Genomic DNA, 19,068 nt, shown 5'->3' with positions numbered 1-19,068 from the left:
CGACAGTCGAATTTTTGTTTCAGGGTCTTGCGAGCGCCGCATGGGGTGCGGAAACCAGCATGAGGAAGGTGCGGTCCTCGTCCAGCAGGAACTTCTCCGACTGCGCGAAGGCGTAATTCTCCCGCCCCAGCGGATCGTCGGCGAGACGGGCGCGATAGGCTTCGTAGGCGGCCAGGCTCTCGACCGAATAGACCCCGTAGGCAAGCGTGGACGAACCCTCGTGCGGGGCGAAATAGCCGATCAGGTCGGCGCCGCACCGGGGGATCGCCTCGCCCCAGTTCCGGGCGTACCGGGCGAACTGATCCCGCTTCGTCGGGTCGATGCGGTAACGGATGAAACAGGTGATCATGGTGCCTCTCCCTGAAATGAGGGGTCTCTTCTCGCATATTGCCTGACGAAGACGTTTCGCTTACGATCGAAGCATGAAGGACACGCGTCTCAAGGACGGGCCCGACATCGCCCGCATCGGATCGCTGATCGGCGACCCGGCGCGCGCCAACATGCTGACGGCGCTGATGAGCGGCAAGGCGCTCACCGCGAGCGAACTGGCGGCCGAGGCCGGCGTCAGTCCATCGACCGCGAGCGCCCATCTCGGCAAGCTGGAGGCGGCCGCGCTGGTCAGCCAGCGCCGGCAGGGACGGCACCGCTACTTCGCGCTGGCCGACGACGACGTGGGCGGCCTGCTGGAGGCGCTGATGGGGCTCGCCGCCCGGCGCGGCCACACGCGCACCCGGACCGGGCCGCGCGAGCCGGCGCTCCGGCGCGCCCGGGTCTGCTACAACCACCTGGCCGGCGAACTCGGCGTCCAGCTATACGACAGCCTGCGGAACCGGAACTTCCTAGTCGTGGCCGACGACGGGATCGGCCTGAGCCCGGATGGTCGCGAATTCATCGCCACGCTCGGCATCGACCTTGCCCCGCTCGAGGGCGGGCGCCGGCCGCTCTGCAAGACCTGCCTCGACTGGAGCGCACGCCGGCCCCATCTCGCCGGGGCGCTGGGCTCCGCCCTGCTCGACCGCTTCCAGGCGCTCGGCTGGGCGGCGCGCCAGGAAGGCAGCCGTGTCGTCGCTTTCTCGAAAGCCGGCGAGACGCGCTTCGCCGAGAGTTTCCCGCCCTGACGCGCGGCACCTGCCCCTTGCGGGCGGCCGCGATCCGCTTATCCTGAAGCATCCCGAAGCCATCTGACAACGGAGCCGGTGATGACGCTCGCCTCCCTGCTGATCTTCGCCGGGGCGCTGTTCGTCGCCGCCGGCTCGCCCGGCCCGTCGATCGCCGCGCTGGTCGCCAGGGTGATCAGCCGGGGCGTCGGCGACGTCCTGCCGTTCCTGGCGGCGATGTGGATCGGCGAGGCGATCTGGCTGTCCTTCGCGATCTTCGGGCTCGCCGTCGTCGCGGAAAGCTTCCACCTCGCCTTCCTCGTCATCAAGTGGGCCGGCGTCGCCTACCTGCTCTGGCTCGCCATCCGCATGTGGCGGGCGCCGGTCGCGGTCGACGGGGCGGCGCTGCCGAGGGCCGCGACGCCGTTCCGCCTGTTCCTCGCCGGCATGGCGGTGACGCTCGGCAATCCGAAGATCATGATGTTCTACCTGGCGCTGCTGCCGGCGATCGTCGACCTGACGCGGGTCACGGCGCTCGGCTGGGCCGAGCTGACCGCGACCATGGCGCTGGTGCTGATCGTCGTCGATCTCGCCTGGGTCGCGGCCGCGGCGCAGGCCCGCCGTTTCCTGAGAAGCAGCCGCGCCATGCGGATCGCCAACCGCTCCAGCGCGGCGCTGATGGCCGGCGCGGCGGCGGCGATCGCCAGTCGCTAGGACGCCGTAGAGGCAGAAACGGAAAGGGCGGCGATCCGAAGACCGCCGCCCTGACACTCGACCGGCCGGAATCGCCGCTAGGCGGGTTTCTCGGCGAGCACGTAGCGCTTCTCGTGGCTCAGCCCCATGTAGAGGCTGACGCACATCGCGATGAGCACCACCGTGAACGGCAGGCCGACGGTGATCGCCGCCGCCTGGAGCGCGCCCAGCGCATCGCCGCCGCCGCCATACAGCAGGGCCGCCGCGATCACGCCTTCCAGCGTCGCCCAGAAGATCCGCTGCGCCACCGGCGCGTCGACCTTGCCGCCGGAGGTGATACTGTCGATCACCAGCGAGCCGGAATCGGACGAGGTGATGAAGAAGACCAGCACCAGGACGATCGCCAGGAACGAGGTGATCGAGACCAGCGGCAGGTTCTCCAGCATCTGGAAGAGCGCCAGCGAAACCTCGCCGATACCGCCGGCAAGGGCGCCGACCTCGGCCTGGATCTGCTCCAGCCCGGCGCCGCCGAAGGACGCCATCCAGACCATCGTGACGAGGGTCGGCACGAGCAGCACGGCGGTGATGAACTCCCTGACCGTGCGGCCCTTGGAGATGCGGGCGATGAACATGCCGACGAACGGCGACCAGGAGATCCACCAGGCCCAGTAGAAGACCGTCCAGCCGTGGTAGAAGGTGTCGTCCTCGCGGCCGATCCAGTTCGACAGGGGAATGATGTTCTGCGCGTAGGAAACCGCCGTCGAGAAGAAGTTCTGGACGATCGCCAAGGTCGGGCCGATCAGGATCACGAAGGCGAGCAGGGCCAGCGCCAGCAGCATGTTGATGTTGCTGAGCAGCTTGACGCCGCCGTCGAGGCCGCGAATGACCGAGATCAGGGCAACCGCCGTCACCGCGACGATGATGGCGATCTGCAGGCCGATGGTGTTGTCGAAATCGAACAGGAAATGCAGTCCGCTTGCCGCCTGCTGGGCGCCGAAGCCGAGCGAGGTCGCGAGCCCGAAGATCGTCGCCAGGACGGCGAAGATATCGATCACGTGGCCGAACCAGCCCCAGGTCCTCTCGCCGAGCAGCGGGTAGAAGCCGGAACGGATGGTGAGCGGCAGGCCCTTGTTGTAGGTGAAGAAGGCGAGCGACAGACCGACCACCGCGTAGATCGCCCAGGGATGCAGGCCCCAGTGGAACATCGTCGCGCCCATCGCCATCTGCGCGGCTTCCGGTGTGCGCCCCGGCTCGTTGAACGGCGAACCGTACCACTCGGTGTAATAGCCGGCGGGCTCGGCCACGCTCCAGAACATCAGGCCGATGCCCATGCCCGCGGCGAACAGCATGGCAAACCACGACATGCGCGAGAATTCGGGTTTCGCGGCCTCGCCGCCAAGGCGGATCTTCCCGACCGGCAGCACGATCAACGCCAGGCAGAACAGCACGAAGATGTTGCCGCCCAGCATGAACAGCCAGTCGAAATTGTCGATCGACCAGCCCTTGGCGCCGTTGAACAGGCCGTTGGCACTTTCGGGTGCCGCGATGGATCCGACTACAAACACAAGTATCAGGATGCTGGTTATCCAGAATACAGGGTTGTGGATATCCATCCCGTATACTTTGAGATTGTCCTGACCGATTTCATATTCGGTCTCGTAGCGATCTCGCATGACATTCCCCCTTCCTTATTGTTTGGTGATTGTCTCGATTCGCGTCTCCAATATTTCTATAGAACGAGCATCGTTTTCGCAATCTCTGGCCGGAACTTAGTTCAATAACGGCCGTCGCCGGGGCAATCCCTCAATTACGCAGCCCCCGCAAACTGGTGTTCTCCGGGTCGTACGGGCTCTCGGGGATGATCCGCGCGGCGTACCGCTCGCCCAGGATCTCGATCTCGAGCGACGTCCCGACCGCCGCGTGGGACGTCTCGACATAGGCGAGCGCGAGCGGCTTGCCGACCATGTAGCCATAGGCCCCGGCGGTCGTCCGGCCGACCATCGAGCCGTTCGCATAGAGCGGCTCGCTGCCGGACGGATCGGAATCGCCGATCTCGCATTCCAGCGTCACGAAGTGGCGCGGCAGGCCCGCCTTCATCTGGCGGATCAGTGCCTCGCGACCCGGGAACGGCCCCTTGTCGAGATGGACGAAGCGATCGAGGCCGGCCTCGAGGATGGTGTATTCGCGGGTCAGGTCCTGGCCCCACATGCGGTAGGATTTCTCGAGCCGGAGCGAATCCATCGCCCGCATGCCGCAATTGCCGATGCCGTATTCGGCCCCCGCCTGCATCAGCGCGTTGTAGATGGCGCGCTGATACTCGATCGGGTGATGCAGCTCCCAGCCGAGATCGCCGACGAAATTGATCCGCATCGCCCGGCAGGGCGCATGCCCGACGAGGATCTGCTGCCCGGTCAGCCAGGGGAAGGCCTCGTTCGAGAGGTCGGTGCGGGTCAGTTTCTGCAGGATGTCGCGGGCCCGCGGCCCGACCAGGACGAGCACGCCGTGCGCGGTCGTGACATTGTCGACCCGGACGCTGCCGTCGTCCGGCATCCGCTTCAGCAGGAGGTCGTGGTCGAAGCGCTCGGCGGCACCGGAGGAGACCAGATAGAAGCGTTCCGGCCCGTCGCGCATGATAGTGAACTCGCTCCGCACGCCGCCGCGTTCGTTGAGCGCGTGCGCCAGGTGGATGCGGCCCGGTTTCTGCGGCAGCTTGCGCGCCACCAGCCGGTCGAGAAAGCCTTCCGCGCCCGGCCCGCTGACCTCGAACTTCGAGAAGGAGGTGATGTCGATGACGCCGGCATTCTCGCGCACCAGCCGGCATTCGCGGCCGACCGGTTCGAACCAGTTGGAGCGGCGGAAGCTCAGCTCATCGCCGCGGGTCTCGCCGGGGGCGGCGAACCAGTTCGGCCGCTCCCAGCCGTAGCGCTGGCCCCAGACCGCGCCGGCGGCGTCGAGGAGGTCGTGCACGGGACTCGTCTTCGACGGCCGGGACGCCGGCCGCTCCTCGGTCGGGTAATGGATGATGAAGATGTGCTCGTAGGTTTCCTCGTTCTTGCGGCGGGCATATTCCTTGTTGGCATAGCCGCCGAAGCGGCGCGGGTCGACCGCCATCGGGTCGGTCTCCGGCTCGCCCTCGACGATCCATTCCGAGAGCAGCTTGCCGGCCCCGCCGGCCGCCGTGATGCCGAAGGAGAAGCCTTCCGCGAACCAGAAGTTCTTCAGCCCGTAGGCCGGGCCGAGCATCGGGTTGCCGTCCGGCGTATAGGCGATCGGGCCGTTCACGCAATCCTTGATGCCGGCCTCGCCGAAGATCGGCACGCGCGCGATCGCCGCCTCGATATGCGGCTGCAGGCGGTCATAGTCGGGCGGCAGCAGTTCCTGGCCGAACCCGGCCGGCACGCCCTCGGCGTCCCAGCAGCAGGGCGCGCCCTTCTCGTAGGGGCCGAGGATCAGGCCCTGGCGCTCCTCGCGCATGTAGTAGGACGCGTCGCTCTCGCGTAGTACGGCGAGTTCCGGCAGGCCCTGCTTCTTGCGCTCGATGAGCTCGGGGATCTCGTCGGTGACGATATACTGGTGTTCGACCGGGATCACCGGGATGTCGAGACCGACCATCGCCGCCGTCTCGCGGGCGTAGTTGCCGGTCGCCGAGACGACGATCTCGGCGGTCAGTTCGCCCTGGCTGGTGGTCAGCAGCCATTCGCCGGTCGCCTTCTGGCGGATGTCCATGACCTCGGTATGGCGGTTGATCTCGGCGCCCCGGCTGCGCGCGCCCTTGGCGAACGCGTTGGTGACATCGACGGGCGCGACATGGCCGTCCTGGGGATGAAACAGGGCGCCGACAAGGTCGTCGACCTTGCAGAGCGGCCAGAGTTCCTTGATCTGCTTCGGCGTGATGATCTCGTAGGGCACGCCGATGGTGTTCGCGGTGCCGCAATACTTGCGGTACTCGTCCATCCGCGCCGCGTTGGTGGCGAGCCGCAGATTGCCGGTCTTGTGGAAGGAAACCGCCTGCCCGGTTTCCGCCTCGAGTTCCTGGTAGAGGTCGACCGAGTACTTGTGCAGCTGGCCGACCGTGTAGCTCATGTTGAAGAGCGGCAGCAGGCCGGCCGCGTGCCAGGTCGAGCCGGAGGTCAGTTCGTGCTTCTCGAGCAGCACGACGTCGCGCCAGCCGAGCTTGGTCAGATGGTAGAGAATGCTGACGCCGACGACGCCGCCTCCGATAATTGCGACACGGGCATGGCTCTTCATCGCGACCCCCTGATCCGGCGATTCGTCCCCCGGCTGAAAAATGCCGGCAACAAAAGGTGGGCAAACTCCGCCGCCTCGACTGACCGGATTCCGACATCTCATTCCGGCCCAGCGACATCCGCGCGCGAACCGGGGGCGATATCGCCCGGAAACCGGCCCGCCGGCGGGGCCGCGTTGCGCATGGCGCCGGGCTCGCCGATACTGGACGCCCATGCCGGCCACAATTCCGGCCCGACCGATACCGGGCCGCACCAGAAAAGGATCCGCCGATGGCCCTCACCGTTCACAATCCGCCCGACGCCCACCTGACGGCCGAAGAGGTTTCCGCCTGGCGCGCGATCCCGACCGCGGTGATCTCCGACGAACTCAACCGGGCCTGCACCATGGACGCGGCGATCAAGCCGATGGTCGCCGGCACGACGATGTCGGGACAAGCCATGACGGTTTGCGTCATGGTCGGCGACAACGCGCCGCTGCATTACGCGGTCGCGATGGCCCGCCCGGGCACGATCCTGGTCGTCGACGCCCGCGGTCACGAGAACACGGCGGTCTGGGGCGGCATCCTGACGGCGGCGGCGGTCGCCGCCAGGCTCGGCGGCGTGATCATCGACGGGGCGGTTCGCGACGTCGCCGAGATCCGCGAATCCGGCTTGCCCGTCTATGCCCGGGCGGTCGTGCCGAACGGCCCGCACAAGGGCTTCGGCGGCACCATCAACGGCCCGGTGAGCTGCGCCGGCGCGGCCGTCAATCCGGGCGATCTCATCGTCGGCGACGACGACGGCATCGTCGTGATCCGCCCGGAGGACCGGGACGGCCTGATGGCCGGCTGCAAGAAGCGGATCGCCAAGGAAGAGGATATCCTGCGCCAGATCGCCGCCGGCAAGACGACGGTCGAGCTGCAGGGCCTGCCGGCGCCGGAAGACTTCGCCTGAGGCGAAGCCCGCCGCGATCCGGCGGTCAGCCGGTCACAGCAGGGTTCGTCCGCCGTCAACCGAGAGGCACTGGCCGGTCACGAAGGCGGCCTCGTCGGACGCGAGATAGAGCGCTGCCCGGGCGATGTCGTCGGCATGGCCGATGCGGCCGAGCGGGATTTCCGAGTTCATCCGGGCGCGCCGCTCTTCCGTCTCGCCGCCGGCCATGAACCAGACCATCGGCGTGTCGGTCCGCACCGGGGCGACCGCGTTCACCCGGATCCGCTCGGGCGCGAGTTCGAGCGCCATCGAGGCGCTGAGCGCGATCATCGCCGCCTTGGAGGCGCCGTACCAGCCCATCGCCGCGCGCGGCCGGACGCCGCCGACCGAGGCGATGTTGACGATCGCGGACCCGGCGTGGCGTCTCAGGATCGGCACGCCGTGCACCGTCGTGTGATGGACGCTCTTCAGGTTGACGCTGAAAATCCTGTCGATCGTCGCTTCGTCCATCTCGGTGCAGGGTGTCGGCCGCTGCGTGATGCCGGCGCAATTGACGATGATCTCGAGCCCGCCGAAGGCCGCGACGGTGTCCTCGAAGGCCTTGCCTACGTCGCCGGAACTGGTGACGTCGGCATGGACCGCGATCGCCTTGCCGCCGCTCCGGTTGATCGCCTCGGCAACCGCCGTGGCCTTCTCGAAATCGCGATCGACGGCGGCGACGGAGGCCCCCTCCTCGGCAAAGCGGGCGGCGATGGCCGCCCCGATGCCCGAGCCGGCGCCGGTCACGAACGCCCGTTTCTCGGCAAGTCGTGCCATGACTGTCCCCTCGTGCGAGCCGACGCTCAGAATGACCGCGTGAATTTCCAGTGCGGCGGCCGCCGGCCGGCAACCGGCGAGCGGAAGGTCGCCAGGCTCTCACCGCTCAGCGAACCCAGGTAGACCGTCCGGAGATCCGGCCCGGTAAAGCAGACGCTGGTGATCGGATTGAGCTTCTTGCCGCCGCGCTTGTAGAAATGATCGCGCGAGAGACTGTTGGTCTGCTGCGCCGCTTCGACCCAATCGATATGATCCGGATTGCTGTCCTCGACGACAATGGTCTGCCGCCCGTCCGGCATGATCCGGTACAGGCGGTTGCTGACGATGCTGGTGACCCAGAGGGCGCCCTCGGAATCGAAGTCGATCCCGTCCGGGAAGGTGCCCTTGCCGAACTCGGCGAAGGTATCGGGATGGCTCAGCGACCCGTCCGGCGCGATCGTGTAGCGCTTGACCCGCCGCCCGGATGTCTCGCTGACATAGAACCCCTTGCCGCTGGCATCGACCCGGCATTCGTTGGTGAAGGCCAGTCCCTCGGCGACGATGCGCGCGCCCTTCTCGTCGACGAGGACGATATAGCCGTCCGCGACGGAATCGTTGTAGGCGAGATAGCGCGGATGGGTCTGCGTGCTGATCGCGATCCAGGTCCGGCCGAAATCGTCGAGCGCCACGAAGTTCGCCGATTCGAGGGTCCGCCCGTCGGCCTCCATCAGCCAGGGGCGCAGGTCGCCGGCGGTGTCGAGTTGCCAGATGCCGCCGTCGTCCCCCATGTTGGCGACCAGCAGGGAGCCGTCGGCGAGCAGCGCGATGCCGTTCGGAATGAAGTCCATTCCGGCCGGCGGCGTGCCGATCACCTTGCTCCGGCCGTCCGCCGTGACATGTCGGGCGACGGCCCCCATATGGGCGAAGAACATGTCGCCGCATTCGGTGTAGAGAATGCATTCGGCCCGGCTGAAGCCGTCGCCGGTGAACTCGATCTCGCCCAGATCCACCGTGAAATCGGTCATGTCAGTTCCCTATGTAGGCGTTTTGGATATAGTCGCCCTTCAGCAGGTCGCCGCCGGTGCCTTCCGCGGTCAGGCGGCCGCTGGCGAGCACATAGGCGTAGTCGCAGAGCTTGAGCGCCATGCGGGCATTCTGTTCGACGATCAGGATCGAGATCCCCTGCTCGTCGTTGATCTCGCGGAGGATCCGCATGATCTCCCGGGCCAGCAGCGGGGCAAGGCCGAGCGTCGGCTCGTCCAGCAGCAGCAGCTTGGGCTCGGCCATCAGCGCCCTGCCGATCGCCAGCATCTGCTGCTCGCCGCCTGACAGCGACGAGGATATCTGTTTCGACCGCTCCTTCAGACGCGGGAAATATTCGTAGATCCGGTCGAGTTTCTTCGCGACGTCGCGCGGCCTGGTATGCGCACCGACCAGCAGGTTCTCCAGCACGCTCATCTCGCCGAACGGGCGACGGCCCTCGGGCGAGAAGGCGATCCCCGCGCGGGCGAGCTGCATCGGCGTGATGCGGCTGATCGACCGGCCCTCGAACTCAATCTCGCCCTCGACCGGCCGCTGAAGACCGGTGATCGCGCGCAGGGTCGTCGACTTGCCGGCGCCGTTGGCGCCGAGCAGGGCGACGATCGCCTTCGGCTCGATCTCGAAGCTGATCGAGCGGACGGCCTGAACCGGACCGTATGAGACCCGCAGGTCGCGGACCCTAAGCGTCGTCGTCATCGTCAACCCCGAGATAAGCGTCCACGACACGAGGATCCTGGCGAACCTCGGCGACCGGTCCGTCGGCGATCTTGCGGCCGTATTCGAGCACGATCAGCCGGTCGCAAAGCGACGTGATCATCTCGATGTGATGCTCGACCAGGAGCACCGCGATCTGCAGTTGCTGCTTCACGCTGCGGATGAATTCGGCGAGTTCCTCCGATTCCTCCGCATTGAGCCCAGCCGCCGGTTCATCGAGCAGCAGCAGCGACGGCGATGCCGCCAGCGCCACGAGCAGGCCGAGACGCTTCTGGTGCCCGTAGGAAAGCTCGCCGGCGGCGCTGTGGGCGAGTTCCTCGATACCGGCGAGGCGGATCAGTTCCATCGCCCGGTCGCGGGCCGCCGCCTGGGTCGCGCGGGTCTTCGCCCCGTTGAAGAGATTGCTGACGAAGCCGGTTTCCCAGTTGACGAAACCGCCGCAGACGATGTTGTCGAGCACGCTCGCCTTGGCGAAGACCGAGGTCGACTGGAAGGTGCGGACGACGCCGTGACGGACGATGCGATGGGTCGGCAAGCCGGTGATCGCGGAGCCCCGGTAGTGAACCGTGCCGCTGGTCGGCGCGAGCACGCCGCTGATGACGTTGAAGGCGGTCGTCTTGCCGGCCCCGTTCGGGCCGATCAGGCCGACCGTCTCGTGATCGTTGACCTTGAACGACAGGCTGTCGAGGGCCGTCAGGCCGCCAAAGCGCATGGTCAGGTCGGAAACCTCGAGGATCGCCGTCATGGCCTATTTCCTCCCCGACATGAGCTCGGCGAACCGGTCGATGAGACCGCTGACCCCACCCGGCATGAAGCGCAGGATGGCGATCAGGCAGACGCCGTAGATGATCTGCTGAAGCTGCCCGGTCGAGCGCAGCACTTCCGGGAGCGGCGTCAGCAGCAGCGCGCCGAGGACCGGCCCCATGATCGAGTAGCGCCCGCCAACGATCAGCATGATGATCGTGTTGACCGAGAACCAGAAGGTGAAGCTCTCCGGCGAGATGAAGCCGACATAGGCGGCCATGATGCCGCCGCCGACGCCGGCGATGACGCTGCCGCTGGTGAAGGCGAGGATCTGGTAGCGCCGCGGCGGAATGCCCGAGGCCTGCGCCAGCGGCAGGTTCCCGCTGATCGCGTCGAAGGCCCGGCCGATCGGCGACCGCAGGATCATCCAGACGACGAGCAGCGTCGCGGCGAGCGCCAGCGCGATGAAGATGTAGAAGCCGGGCTTGGAGGAGATTTCGAGGCCGGCGATCTCGGCCGCCGGGATGTTGCTCAGGCCGTTGGTGCCGCCGGAGATTTCCGGCAGCAGCAGCATGATCATGCGGAACAGCTCGTTGAAGGCGAAGGTCGCGAGCACGAAATAGACGCCCTTCAGGCCGAGCACCAGCCGTCCGAGCAGCACTGCCGCGACACCGGCGGCCAATGCGGCAAGGACCAGCGACAGCAGGAAGGGCACGCCGAGCTTGATCACCGCCAGCGCCGAGGCATAGGCGCCGATACCGGCGAAGGCGCCATGCGCCAGCGACAGCTGGTCAACCCGGACGATCACGCCGAGGCCGGAGGTGATGATCGCGTTCAGGCAGACGAGGATCGCGATGTGATAGACGAACGAGCTGTCGATCAGCAATGGCAGGGCGGCCAGCGGCAGGAACAGCGCGCAATAGGTCGCGGACTTCGCCGTCAGGAACTCCTGCGGGATCTTCCACTTCGCGGTTGCCGGCACGGGATTTGTCTGTTGGAGTTCACTCATCCTCGTCATCCCACCCGCATCGCACGGCCGAGCAGGCCGTTGGGACGCATCACCAGCATGATGACGGCAAGCAGGAGGATCAGGCCGTCGGCGGCGAGCGAGCCGTAGAAGGTCGCCGTGTAGCTTTCGATGAGGCCGACGGCGAGGCTGGCGATGGCCGCCCCCGGGATCGACCCGAGGCCGCCCAGCACGACCACCAGGAACGCCTTCAGCAGCGGCGTATGACCGGTGAAGGGCGAGACCGAGAAGAGCGGCGCCATGACCGCGCCGGCGACCGCGGCCAGCCCGACGCCAAGCGCGAAGCCGAGCGGATAGACGAGCCCCGGATGAATGCCGAACGTCGAGGCGACTTCCGCGTCCTGGACCATGGCGCGGACGGCGCGCCCGACCCTCGTATGCATCATGACGACATAGAAGATGGCGAGCACCGCCGCCGAAATGACGATCGCCAGCAGGCGCGAGGTCGGGATGACGATCGAGCCGAAGCGGGTCAGGCCCTCGGCAAAGGGCGGCATCGCGAGCGGCATCGGCCCGAACAGCATCAGCGCGCCGTTCTGCAGGATCAGCGCCAGGCCGATCGAGGCGATCATGCCGTTCAGTTCATCGCCGCGGAATGGACGGAACACCGCGCGTTCGCAGAACAGCCCCAGGACCGCGACGAACAGGAAGGCCAGCGGAATGCTGGCAATCGCCGGCAGGCCCATGGTGACGGTCGTGAAGTATGCCGCGAACCCGCCGAGCATGTAGAACTCGCCATGGGCGAAATTCACGACCCGAAGGGACCCGAACACGAGGGTGAAACCGACCGCCATCAGCAGATAGAGGGCGCCGAGGATCAGGCCGTTCACGCCGGTTTGTATGAGGAATGCTTCGAAACTCACAATGGTCCGCCCTGGCAGGTCGTCATTCCGGAATGCTCTGCGAGATCAGGCGGACGGACGAGGCGCCGTCCGGCGCCCCGCCCCCCGCTTGGATCGTTATTCGCAGACGATGACGTTGCAGGTGGCGACCACCTTCTCTTTGCCGTCGCGGATCTCGGCAATGTAGAAGGGCACGCTGATCTGGCGGTTGATCCCGTAGGTCTCCTCACCCACCCACGAGACCTTGCCGAGAACGCCCTCGTACTCGGAAAGCGCGGCCATGGCATCGCGGACGGCAATGGGGTCCTCGACCGTGCCGGCATCCTGCATCGCTTTCAGCATCATCCGGGTGCCGTCATAGAAGAACGGGGCGAAGCCGTTCATGCCGGCGCCGTATTCCCCCTCGTAGCGCGCGATGAAGGCGGCCATCTGCTCGTCGTACGGATTGATCGGCGCGTGCACGACAATCCCCTCCGCGGCTTCCTTGCCGGCGACGTGGACGATCTCCTGGGTGGCCGGCCCGCCGGTGCGGACGATCTTGCCGGTGAAGCCGAGCTCGCGGGCCTGCTTGATGATCAGCCCGGACGTCGTCGGCGACATGCCGCTGAGCTCGATGGCGTCGATATCCTTGAACAGGACCCGGGTCAGCAGCGACACGAAGTCGACGGTGCCGCGCTCGAAGAACTCGGAACTGTACGTCGCGCCGGCCTTCTTGTAGGCGGTCGCCGTATCGGCTTCCATGGCGTGCCCGGTCTCGTCATTCTCGAACAGGCCAACGACCTTCTTCACGCCGACATTCTTGATCAGCCAGTTGACTTGCGGCTGCGCCATCTCGTGCGAGGTGATCGAAACCCGGAAGATACCCGGATAATCCGGACCGATCGCCTTCGAGGTGAAGGCCAGCGTGATGGCGACCGCGTCGGCCTTCTTCAGCATCGGCTGAACGGCCAGCAGACCGGCGGACGGGATCGGGCCGGTGAAGAACTTGACGCCCTCGACGGAGAGCAGGCGGTTGACGACGGTAACCTCCTCGCTCGCCGAATACTTGTCGTCGTAGGCCACGACCTCGATCTTGTAGGTCGTGTCGCCGACCTTGAGGCCGCCCGCCTCGTTCACGTCCTTGGCGGCCAGCTTGACGCCGTTCAGAACCGCCGTGCCCCAGGCGGCGCCGGGTCCGGACAGCGGGAACGGCGCGCCAAGTTTCAGGACGTCTTCGGCTTGCGCGTGCGCCGCGGTCAGCAGCGACGCGCCCAGCACCAGGGCCGCGAGATTCTTCTTCATGTTCAGGTTCCTCCCCCAAGATTTTTCGAGGGCAAACAGACCACAGACGGCCCGGGCCACAAATCCCGGGCCGCGCCCAAGACTTTCGCGTATCGCGTGAAAATTTCTGCCGGCGAAGCGCGTATGCTTGAACAAAGACTTGGGGGCGGACCGCGACCCGGGCATGAACCGGTCAGCATGACGAGGCGAGGCGATCTGAAATGACTTCACAACAATTGCCGGAACATGACCTTACAGGCAGAACCTGCCTTGTCATCGGCGGCGCGCAGGGAATCGGCGCCGCGATCGCCATCGCCCTCGCCCGCGCCGGCGGCAGCCTTGTCATCGCCGGCCGCCATCACGACCGGCTGGCAGCGACTGCATCGGCGATTGAGGCGTCCGGCGGCAAGGTCACCCGGGCCGTTGTCGATGTCGCCGACGTCGACAGCATCGGCGCGCTGGCGGCCGGCCTCGGCGAGCAGGGACTGAGCCCCTCGATCCTCGTCAATTGCGCCGGGCTCGGCGGCATGGGCAGTGCCTTCGAGGTGACGCCCGAGCAGTGGGATGGCATCCATGACGTCCACCTGCGCGGCACCTTCTTCGCCTGCCAGGCCTTCGGTCGCCGGATGGCGGACGACGGCTACGGCAAGATCATCAACCTGAGTTCCACCTGGGCGACGACCGTCGGCGTCGGCCGCTCGGTCTATTGCGCGGCGAAGGCCGGCGTATCGCACCTGACGGCGGCGCTCGCCACCGAGTGGGCGCCGCACGGCATCCGGGTGAACGCGCTGGCGCCGACCGCGACGTTGACGCCGACCATCGAGCAGCGACTGAAGGAGCATCCCGAGCGGGAAGCCTATCTGCGCGACCGGATCCCGCTCGGCCGTCTCGCACTGCCCGAGGACATCGCCGGCGGCGCGGTCTTCCTGGCCAGCCCGGCGTCCGACTTCGTCACCGGCCACACGCTCGACATCGACGGCGGCTGGCGCTTCTCGAAATAGGCCACCGGGCTTTCGCGCCGGATCATTCCGCCGCCGCCGGCGCTTTCTCGGCCACCGGTTCGCGGACGAAGAGCACGATGCAGGCGCTGGCCATGGCGACCAGCGCCAGGGCCTGCCAGGCCCGCTCGAACAGGTGGGTGTGCTCGACGATGTAACCGAACATCGGAGTCATCACGACGGCACCCGAAAAGGCGAAGGCCATCGACAGGCCGGAGGCGGCGCCGACATTCTCCTGCGGCACCACGGCAACGGTCAGCGAGAAGCCGAGCCCCTGGAAGCCCAGCGCCGACACGCCGATCCCCGCCGCCACCAGGAACAGCAGCGGTAGCGGCGTCGCGGCATCGCAGAATGACAGCAGCAGCAGGATCGCCGAGGCGGCGAATGCCAGCGGGACATAGACAACCTTCCGCCGACCGCCGAAACAATAGTCGCTGACCACGCCCCAGAAGATTCGCCCGACCGCGCCGGCAATCTGGCAGACGGCGAGGATCGCGGCGCCGGCCGGCACCGACAGCTTCAGTTCGTCGAGCGAGAACAGCAGGAGATAGGTGAGAACGGCGAACTGGATGCCGACCCGCAGCGCCGTCTCGACGCACAGCAGGACGAGGTCGCGGTTGGTCAGGAGACGACGCAGCGAGCGCTGGTTCCCCCGCGACGCCTGGCGATCGCCGGCCGGCGGATCGCGATGGACGATGAAGACCGTGATCCCGCAAATCATGATCGCCGCGCCGGCCCCGGCGAGCGCCGTCGACCACCCGAAATGCACGCCGATGATCGGGAACAGCAGCGCGGTCAGGAAGCCCGAGACGCTGGCGCCGGTCTGCTTGATCCCCATCGCCGTTCCCCACAACCGCTTCTCGACGCGCTGCAGGACGATCTTGTTGGTCGCCGGCGTGATCGTGCTGTAGCCGGCGCCGGCGAGCGCGAACAGGACCACCAGCGCCGGGATCGTCGTGCTCTGGGAGGCGATGAAGAAGGCGATCCCGGCAAGCGACAGGCCAATTCCGGCCATCACGCGGATCCCGAAGATATCGCCGCTCCAGCCGGTGAACAAGCCGGCCGCGGCGACGCCGAGCGACAGCGACGCGGACAGGCCGCCAAGCTCGGTGAGCGAGAGGCCGAGGTCGGACTGGATGAACGGAATCAGCGCCGGGATGCCCAACGGCGCCGACGAGCAGACCACGTGGATCATGAACAGCGCGAAGATGACGCGCGCGTTGGCGTTCAACGCCGGCAACCGGAGGCGACGGATTCCCCGATCGTGGGACGGCACGCTGTCATCGATCGGCATGCTCGACATGGGCGGCGAGGCGGAGCGGCATCTCGCGCACCCAGCCGCGCGTGCGGGCATAGGCGACCATCCCGTCGAGCGAGGCGATCCAGTCGCTGTCGCCGGACCGGGACGCCCAGCGCTTCAGCGCCTCGACCTCGATCCAGGCCTGTTCGGCGGTTTCGAAGACGATCGCCGGCCCGAGCAGGACGTTCAGCCGTTCGACATCGATCTCCGCCGTATCGGTCACCACCTTGAAGGCCCGGAAATTGTCGCCATCCTCGAGACTGGGCTTCAGCGCCGTGTTGATCCGCACGATCATGCCGAACCTCCCGCCGTCTTTCCATCGCTCCCGGGCGCCTTGCCGAACCCAGCGAGCGCGACCTCGACGGCAAGCGCCGTGCTGGTCGCGAAGTCCTGCCCGGCCGCCTCGCGGACCAGGCGCTTGCAGACGATCTGGGCGTCTGTCGAAAGGGCGGTCAGGCGTTCGGAAAGCGCATCGCTTTCGGCGGCGAGTTCGCCCGCCGGCACCACCCGGTGGACAAGGCCGAGATCCTTAGCGGCGGCCGCGTCGATCCGCTCCCCGGTCAGCAGCATCGGCATCGCCAGGCGGCCGTCGACCGCGCGGAGCGCCGCCACCGCGGCCAGCGACGGCGCGAAGCCGAGCCTGATTTCCGGCAGGCCGAACGAGGCGCGCTCGGTGGCGAGCGCGATATCGGCGAGACCGACCAGCGCCATGCCGAGGCCGAGCGCATAGCCGTCGACGGCCACGACGAGCGGCTTCGGAAACCGCTCGACCGCCAGCATCACGTCGCGCAGGAAGGCCATCTCCTCGGCGACCTGGTCGCGGCTGCGCGTGCCGAACGCCTTGATCTCGTTGACGTTCCGGCCGGTACAGAAATCCTCCCCGGCGCCCCGCAACATGACCATCCGGCAGTCCGGATCGCCGGCCGCCGTGTCGAGCGCCGCCGCCAGGGCCCGGATCATCGGCAGGTCGAGAGCATTGCGGACCGCCGGGCTGTCCAGGGTCAGAACCATCGCCCCGTTCGCCCGGCGTTCGACCCGGAGATCGCCCATCAGATCACCCCGTCGCGCCGCAACGCGGCGATCTCGTCCTCGCTCAGGCCGAGTTCGCCCGACAGCACCCGCTCCGTGTCGGCGCTCAGTGCCGGCGCGGCGACGCCGGCGTGATACGGCCAGGAGGTCATCTTGAACGGGGTGCCGATCAGTTGCGTCATCTCGCCGTTGGCCGCTTCCGCCTCGACCACCATGTCGTTGGCGAGGACCTGCGGATGGGTCATGATCTGGTCGAGCGTATGCAGCGGCGCAACCGCGACGCCGTTCTCCTCGAACCGTCCGACCCAGTGCTCGACCGTCGCCTCGGCAAATTTCGCTTCCAGCAGAGAGACCAGCAGGTCGCGATGCTCCAGCCGGCCCTCGTTGGTCGCGAAGCGCGGATCCGCGGCATAATCCTCGCACCCCAGGGCCTTGCAGAAGCGCCGCCAGGCAATGTCGTTCGTCGCCCCGGCCAGCACGTAGCCGTCGCTGCACATGAAGGCCTGGTAGGGCACCAGATGCCAGACGCCGGAGCCTTCCTTGCGCGGGATCACGCCGGCATGCATCCAGGCGACGCCGTGATAACCGAGCAGCGAGATCGCCGTCTCGAGCAGCGAAACCCGGACCCAGCTGCCCTGCCCCGTCCGCTCGCGCTGGCGCAGCGCGGTCAGGATGCCGCTATAGGCGATGATCCCGGTCGACATGTCGATGAACGAGACGCCCGAACGGATCGGCGGGCCGCCTTCATGGCCGGTCGTCGACATGATCCCGGAAAAGGCCTGCATCATCAGGTCGTAACCGGGCCGGTTCGCAAGCTCGCCCTGTTCGCCGTAGCCGGAAACCGAGACGAAGATCAGCTTCGGGTTGATCGCCTTCATCGTCTCGTAGTCGATGCCGAGACGGGCGCCGGTCGCCGGCAGGAAGCTGTGGATCACCACGTCGGCGTCGGCCACGAAACGGGCCAGCAGGGCACGTCCCTGCTCCGACTTCAGGTTCAGCGTGATGCCGCGCTTGCCGCGGTTGACGCTGTGGAAGTTGCTGGTGATCCCATCCTTCCAGCGGGCACCCCACATGCGGTTCTCGTCGCCGCCCGGGCTCTCGATCTTGAGAACGTCGGCGCCCATGTCGGCCAGCAACTGGGCGCTGTAAGGCCCGGCGAGAACGCGGCTGAGATCGATCACCCGCAAGTCGGAGAGGGGCGCTGCCGCCCCTTCTCCCTGTCCGGACATCTTTCCGCTCACGCTCAGGCCGCCGCTTGCACGTCGCCGACTTCGCGCAGCACGGCCGGAATGACCTCCTCGGCCCAGAGCTGCATCGAGGCCAGCGACTTCTTGTGATCCATGTCGCCGACCTGCGGCTGGATGCAGATATGGACCGGCCGCAGCTCACGAACCAGGCGGACCATCTTCTCGATGCAGCTGTCGACGTCGCCGACCGGCAGGTTGCGCATGATCGCCTCGATCGACGGCTCCTCGTCGTACGGCTCCTCGTCGATGATATAGTCGTTCTCGACCTTCTCGCGGCGCTGCTTCAGGCTGACCGCCAGGCGCTGCTGGTAGAGCGCGCATTCGACATACTTCCGCACGTCGTCCTTGTTGTTGCTGACGAAGGCGAGGCGCGAAACGCCGAGACGGACCTTTTTCGGATCCTTGCCCTCGGCAAGAGCCGCCTTCTCGAACATCTCGCGGGTCCGCTTCATGCGCGTCACGCCGCCGAGCACGCCGGAGACGAACAGGGTCTGGTCGTTGCGGGCGATGCGGCGAAGGTGATCGGGATCGCCGCCGGCATACCAGATCGGCGGGACCGGCTGCTGGACCGGCTTGCAGCTGATCGACGAACGCGGCTGCTTCAAATGCTGGCCATTGTATTCGAAGGCCTGCGCCCGGAGGCCGATCTCGATGAGGTCGAGCACTTCGCTGGTGATCTCGCGGGCATTCGCCAGATCGACGCCGAAGCGGTCGAACTCGTAACCCTGGTAGCCGGTCCCGATCCCGAGATCGAGGCGGCCGCCGCTCAGCAGATCGACCATGCCGATCTCGGCGAGCAGGCGGGCCGGATTATAAAGCGGGGCGACGACCACGGCGGTGCCGACACGGATCTTCGTCGTGCGGCCGGCCATGTGGGCGCACATCATCAGCGGCGACGGGCAGAGGCTGTAGTTGGAGAAATGATGCTCCGCGTACCAGGAGCGCGCGTAGCCGAGCTGTTCGGCCACCATTGTCTGTTCGATCGACTCGTTGAACACCTGGCTGGCGCTCTTCGACGTGTCGCGCTGCTGCATGATGTTGAAGATGCCAAAATCCATTATTCAATCCTCTCGATTTTCGCGGTCAGCACGGATATCCGAACCCGACGCCGGAACAGCCCAG

The 19,068-nt window shown here is 66.9% G+C and carries 19 protein-coding genes; 4 read left to right on the top strand and 15 right to left on the bottom strand.

The window, feature by feature from the left end:
- Nucleotides 1-19: 19 nt before the first annotated feature.
- Nucleotides 20-349, bottom strand: coding sequence for an NIPSNAP family protein (locus tag OCH7691_RS08895; RefSeq protein WP_085883014.1), 330 nt, complete (start codon nt 347-349; stop codon nt 20-22).
- Nucleotides 350-422: 73 nt separating this feature from the next.
- Between OCH7691_RS08895 and OCH7691_RS08890 the strand changes: the two genes are divergently transcribed.
- Nucleotides 423-1,118 carry an ArsR/SmtB family transcription factor gene (locus OCH7691_RS08890; RefSeq protein WP_085883012.1) on the top strand — a complete coding sequence of 232 codons (696 nt, stop codon included), beginning with the start codon at nt 423-425 and terminating at the stop codon, nt 1,116-1,118.
- Nucleotides 1,119-1,199: 81 nt separating this feature from the next.
- Nucleotides 1,200-1,811, top strand: a complete 612-nt coding sequence (locus OCH7691_RS08885) for a LysE family translocator (RefSeq protein ID WP_085883011.1) — start codon at nt 1,200-1,202, stop codon at nt 1,809-1,811.
- Between the two features lie 77 nt (nt 1,812-1,888).
- On the opposite strand, the gene OCH7691_RS08880 is transcribed toward OCH7691_RS08885, so the two are convergent.
- Both OCH7691_RS08880 and OCH7691_RS08875 read right to left on the bottom strand, forming a co-directional pair.
- Nucleotides 1,889-3,463: a BCCT family transporter gene (locus OCH7691_RS08880; RefSeq protein ID WP_085883009.1), complete on the bottom strand. Its 1,575-nt coding sequence runs from the start codon at nt 3,461-3,463 to the stop codon at nt 1,889-1,891.
- A 130-nt stretch (nt 3,464-3,593) separates the two neighbouring features.
- Entirely contained in the window at nt 3,594-6,038 is a 2,445-nt protein-coding gene (locus OCH7691_RS08875) for a GcvT family protein (protein ID WP_085883008.1), read from the bottom strand.
- Between the two features lie 269 nt (nt 6,039-6,307).
- Between OCH7691_RS08875 and OCH7691_RS08870 the strand changes: the two genes are divergently transcribed.
- The gene (locus OCH7691_RS08870; protein WP_085883007.1) at nt 6,308-6,970 is read left to right on the top strand and encodes an RraA family protein; all 663 of its coding nucleotides are present in this window, start codon (nt 6,308-6,310) and stop codon (nt 6,968-6,970) included.
- Nucleotides 6,971-7,003: 33 nt separating this feature from the next.
- On the opposite strand, the gene OCH7691_RS08865 is transcribed toward OCH7691_RS08870, so the two are convergent.
- The 7 genes from OCH7691_RS08865 to OCH7691_RS08835 form a co-directional block, all read right to left on the bottom strand.
- Entirely contained in the window at nt 7,004-7,765 is a 762-nt protein-coding gene (locus tag OCH7691_RS08865; protein ID WP_085883006.1) for an SDR family oxidoreductase, read from the bottom strand.
- A gap of 26 nt (nt 7,766-7,791) precedes the next feature.
- A complete protein-coding gene (locus OCH7691_RS08860; protein ID WP_085883005.1) occupies nt 7,792-8,769 on the bottom strand; it encodes an SMP-30/gluconolactonase/LRE family protein in 978 nt (325 codons plus the stop codon).
- Nucleotide 8,770: 1 nt separating this feature from the next.
- Nucleotides 8,771-9,481, bottom strand: a complete 711-nt coding sequence (locus tag OCH7691_RS08855; protein WP_085883004.1) for an ABC transporter ATP-binding protein — start codon at nt 9,479-9,481, stop codon at nt 8,771-8,773.
- Nucleotides 9,465-10,244: an ABC transporter ATP-binding protein gene (locus OCH7691_RS08850; protein WP_085883003.1), complete on the bottom strand. Its 780-nt coding sequence runs from the start codon at nt 10,242-10,244 to the stop codon at nt 9,465-9,467. Before OCH7691_RS08850 ends, OCH7691_RS08855 begins: the two co-directional genes overlap by 17 nt.
- A 3-nt stretch (nt 10,245-10,247) precedes the next feature.
- Nucleotides 10,248-11,252, bottom strand: a complete 1,005-nt coding sequence (locus OCH7691_RS08845; protein WP_085883002.1) for a branched-chain amino acid ABC transporter permease — start codon at nt 11,250-11,252, stop codon at nt 10,248-10,250.
- A gap of 5 nt (nt 11,253-11,257) precedes the next feature.
- Complete coding sequence (locus tag OCH7691_RS08840) at nt 11,258-12,133, bottom strand: branched-chain amino acid ABC transporter permease (RefSeq protein WP_085883000.1); 876 nt, start codon at nt 12,131-12,133, stop codon at nt 11,258-11,260.
- A 96-nt stretch (nt 12,134-12,229) separates the two neighbouring features.
- Nucleotides 12,230-13,393, bottom strand: coding sequence for an ABC transporter substrate-binding protein (locus tag OCH7691_RS08835; RefSeq protein ID WP_085882999.1), 1,164 nt, complete (start codon nt 13,391-13,393; stop codon nt 12,230-12,232).
- Between the two features lie 200 nt (nt 13,394-13,593).
- On the opposite strand from OCH7691_RS08835, the gene OCH7691_RS08830 reads away from it, so the two are divergent.
- On the top strand, nt 13,594-14,373 hold the full coding sequence (locus tag OCH7691_RS08830) for an SDR family NAD(P)-dependent oxidoreductase (RefSeq protein ID WP_085882998.1): 780 nt from the start codon (nt 13,594-13,596) through the stop codon (nt 14,371-14,373).
- A gap of 22 nt (nt 14,374-14,395) precedes the next feature.
- Here OCH7691_RS08830 and OCH7691_RS08825 read toward each other — a convergent pair whose 3' ends face one another.
- Genes OCH7691_RS08825 through OCH7691_RS08805 form a run of 5 tightly spaced genes read right to left on the bottom strand, consistent with a single transcriptional unit; the run spans nt 14,396 to nt 19,004 of the window.
- Nucleotides 14,396-15,601, bottom strand: coding sequence for an MFS transporter (locus OCH7691_RS08825; protein WP_176244972.1), 1,206 nt, complete (start codon nt 15,599-15,601; stop codon nt 14,396-14,398).
- A gap of 49 nt (nt 15,602-15,650) precedes the next feature.
- Complete coding sequence (locus tag OCH7691_RS08820; protein ID WP_085882996.1) at nt 15,651-15,965, bottom strand: hypothetical protein; 315 nt, start codon at nt 15,963-15,965, stop codon at nt 15,651-15,653.
- Nucleotides 15,962-16,720, bottom strand: a complete 759-nt coding sequence (locus OCH7691_RS08815; protein WP_085882994.1) for an enoyl-CoA hydratase/isomerase family protein — start codon at nt 16,718-16,720, stop codon at nt 15,962-15,964. Before OCH7691_RS08815 ends, OCH7691_RS08820 begins: the two co-directional genes overlap by 4 nt.
- On the bottom strand, nt 16,720-17,928 hold the full coding sequence (locus OCH7691_RS08810; RefSeq protein WP_085882993.1) for a CaiB/BaiF CoA transferase family protein: 1,209 nt from the start codon (nt 17,926-17,928) through the stop codon (nt 16,720-16,722). Before OCH7691_RS08810 ends, OCH7691_RS08815 begins: the two co-directional genes overlap by 1 nt.
- 14 nt (nt 17,929-17,942) lie before the next feature.
- Nucleotides 17,943-19,004, bottom strand: a complete 1,062-nt coding sequence (locus OCH7691_RS08805; protein WP_085882991.1) for an LLM class flavin-dependent oxidoreductase — start codon at nt 19,002-19,004, stop codon at nt 17,943-17,945.
- Between the last annotated feature and the right edge of the window lie 64 nt (nt 19,005-19,068).

Source organism: Oceanibacterium hippocampi (genome assembly GCF_900172325.1).
GTDB lineage: Bacteria > Pseudomonadota > Alphaproteobacteria > Sneathiellales > Sneathiellaceae > Oceanibacterium > Oceanibacterium hippocampi.
This window is presented reverse-complemented; position numbering and strand designations above follow the sequence as displayed.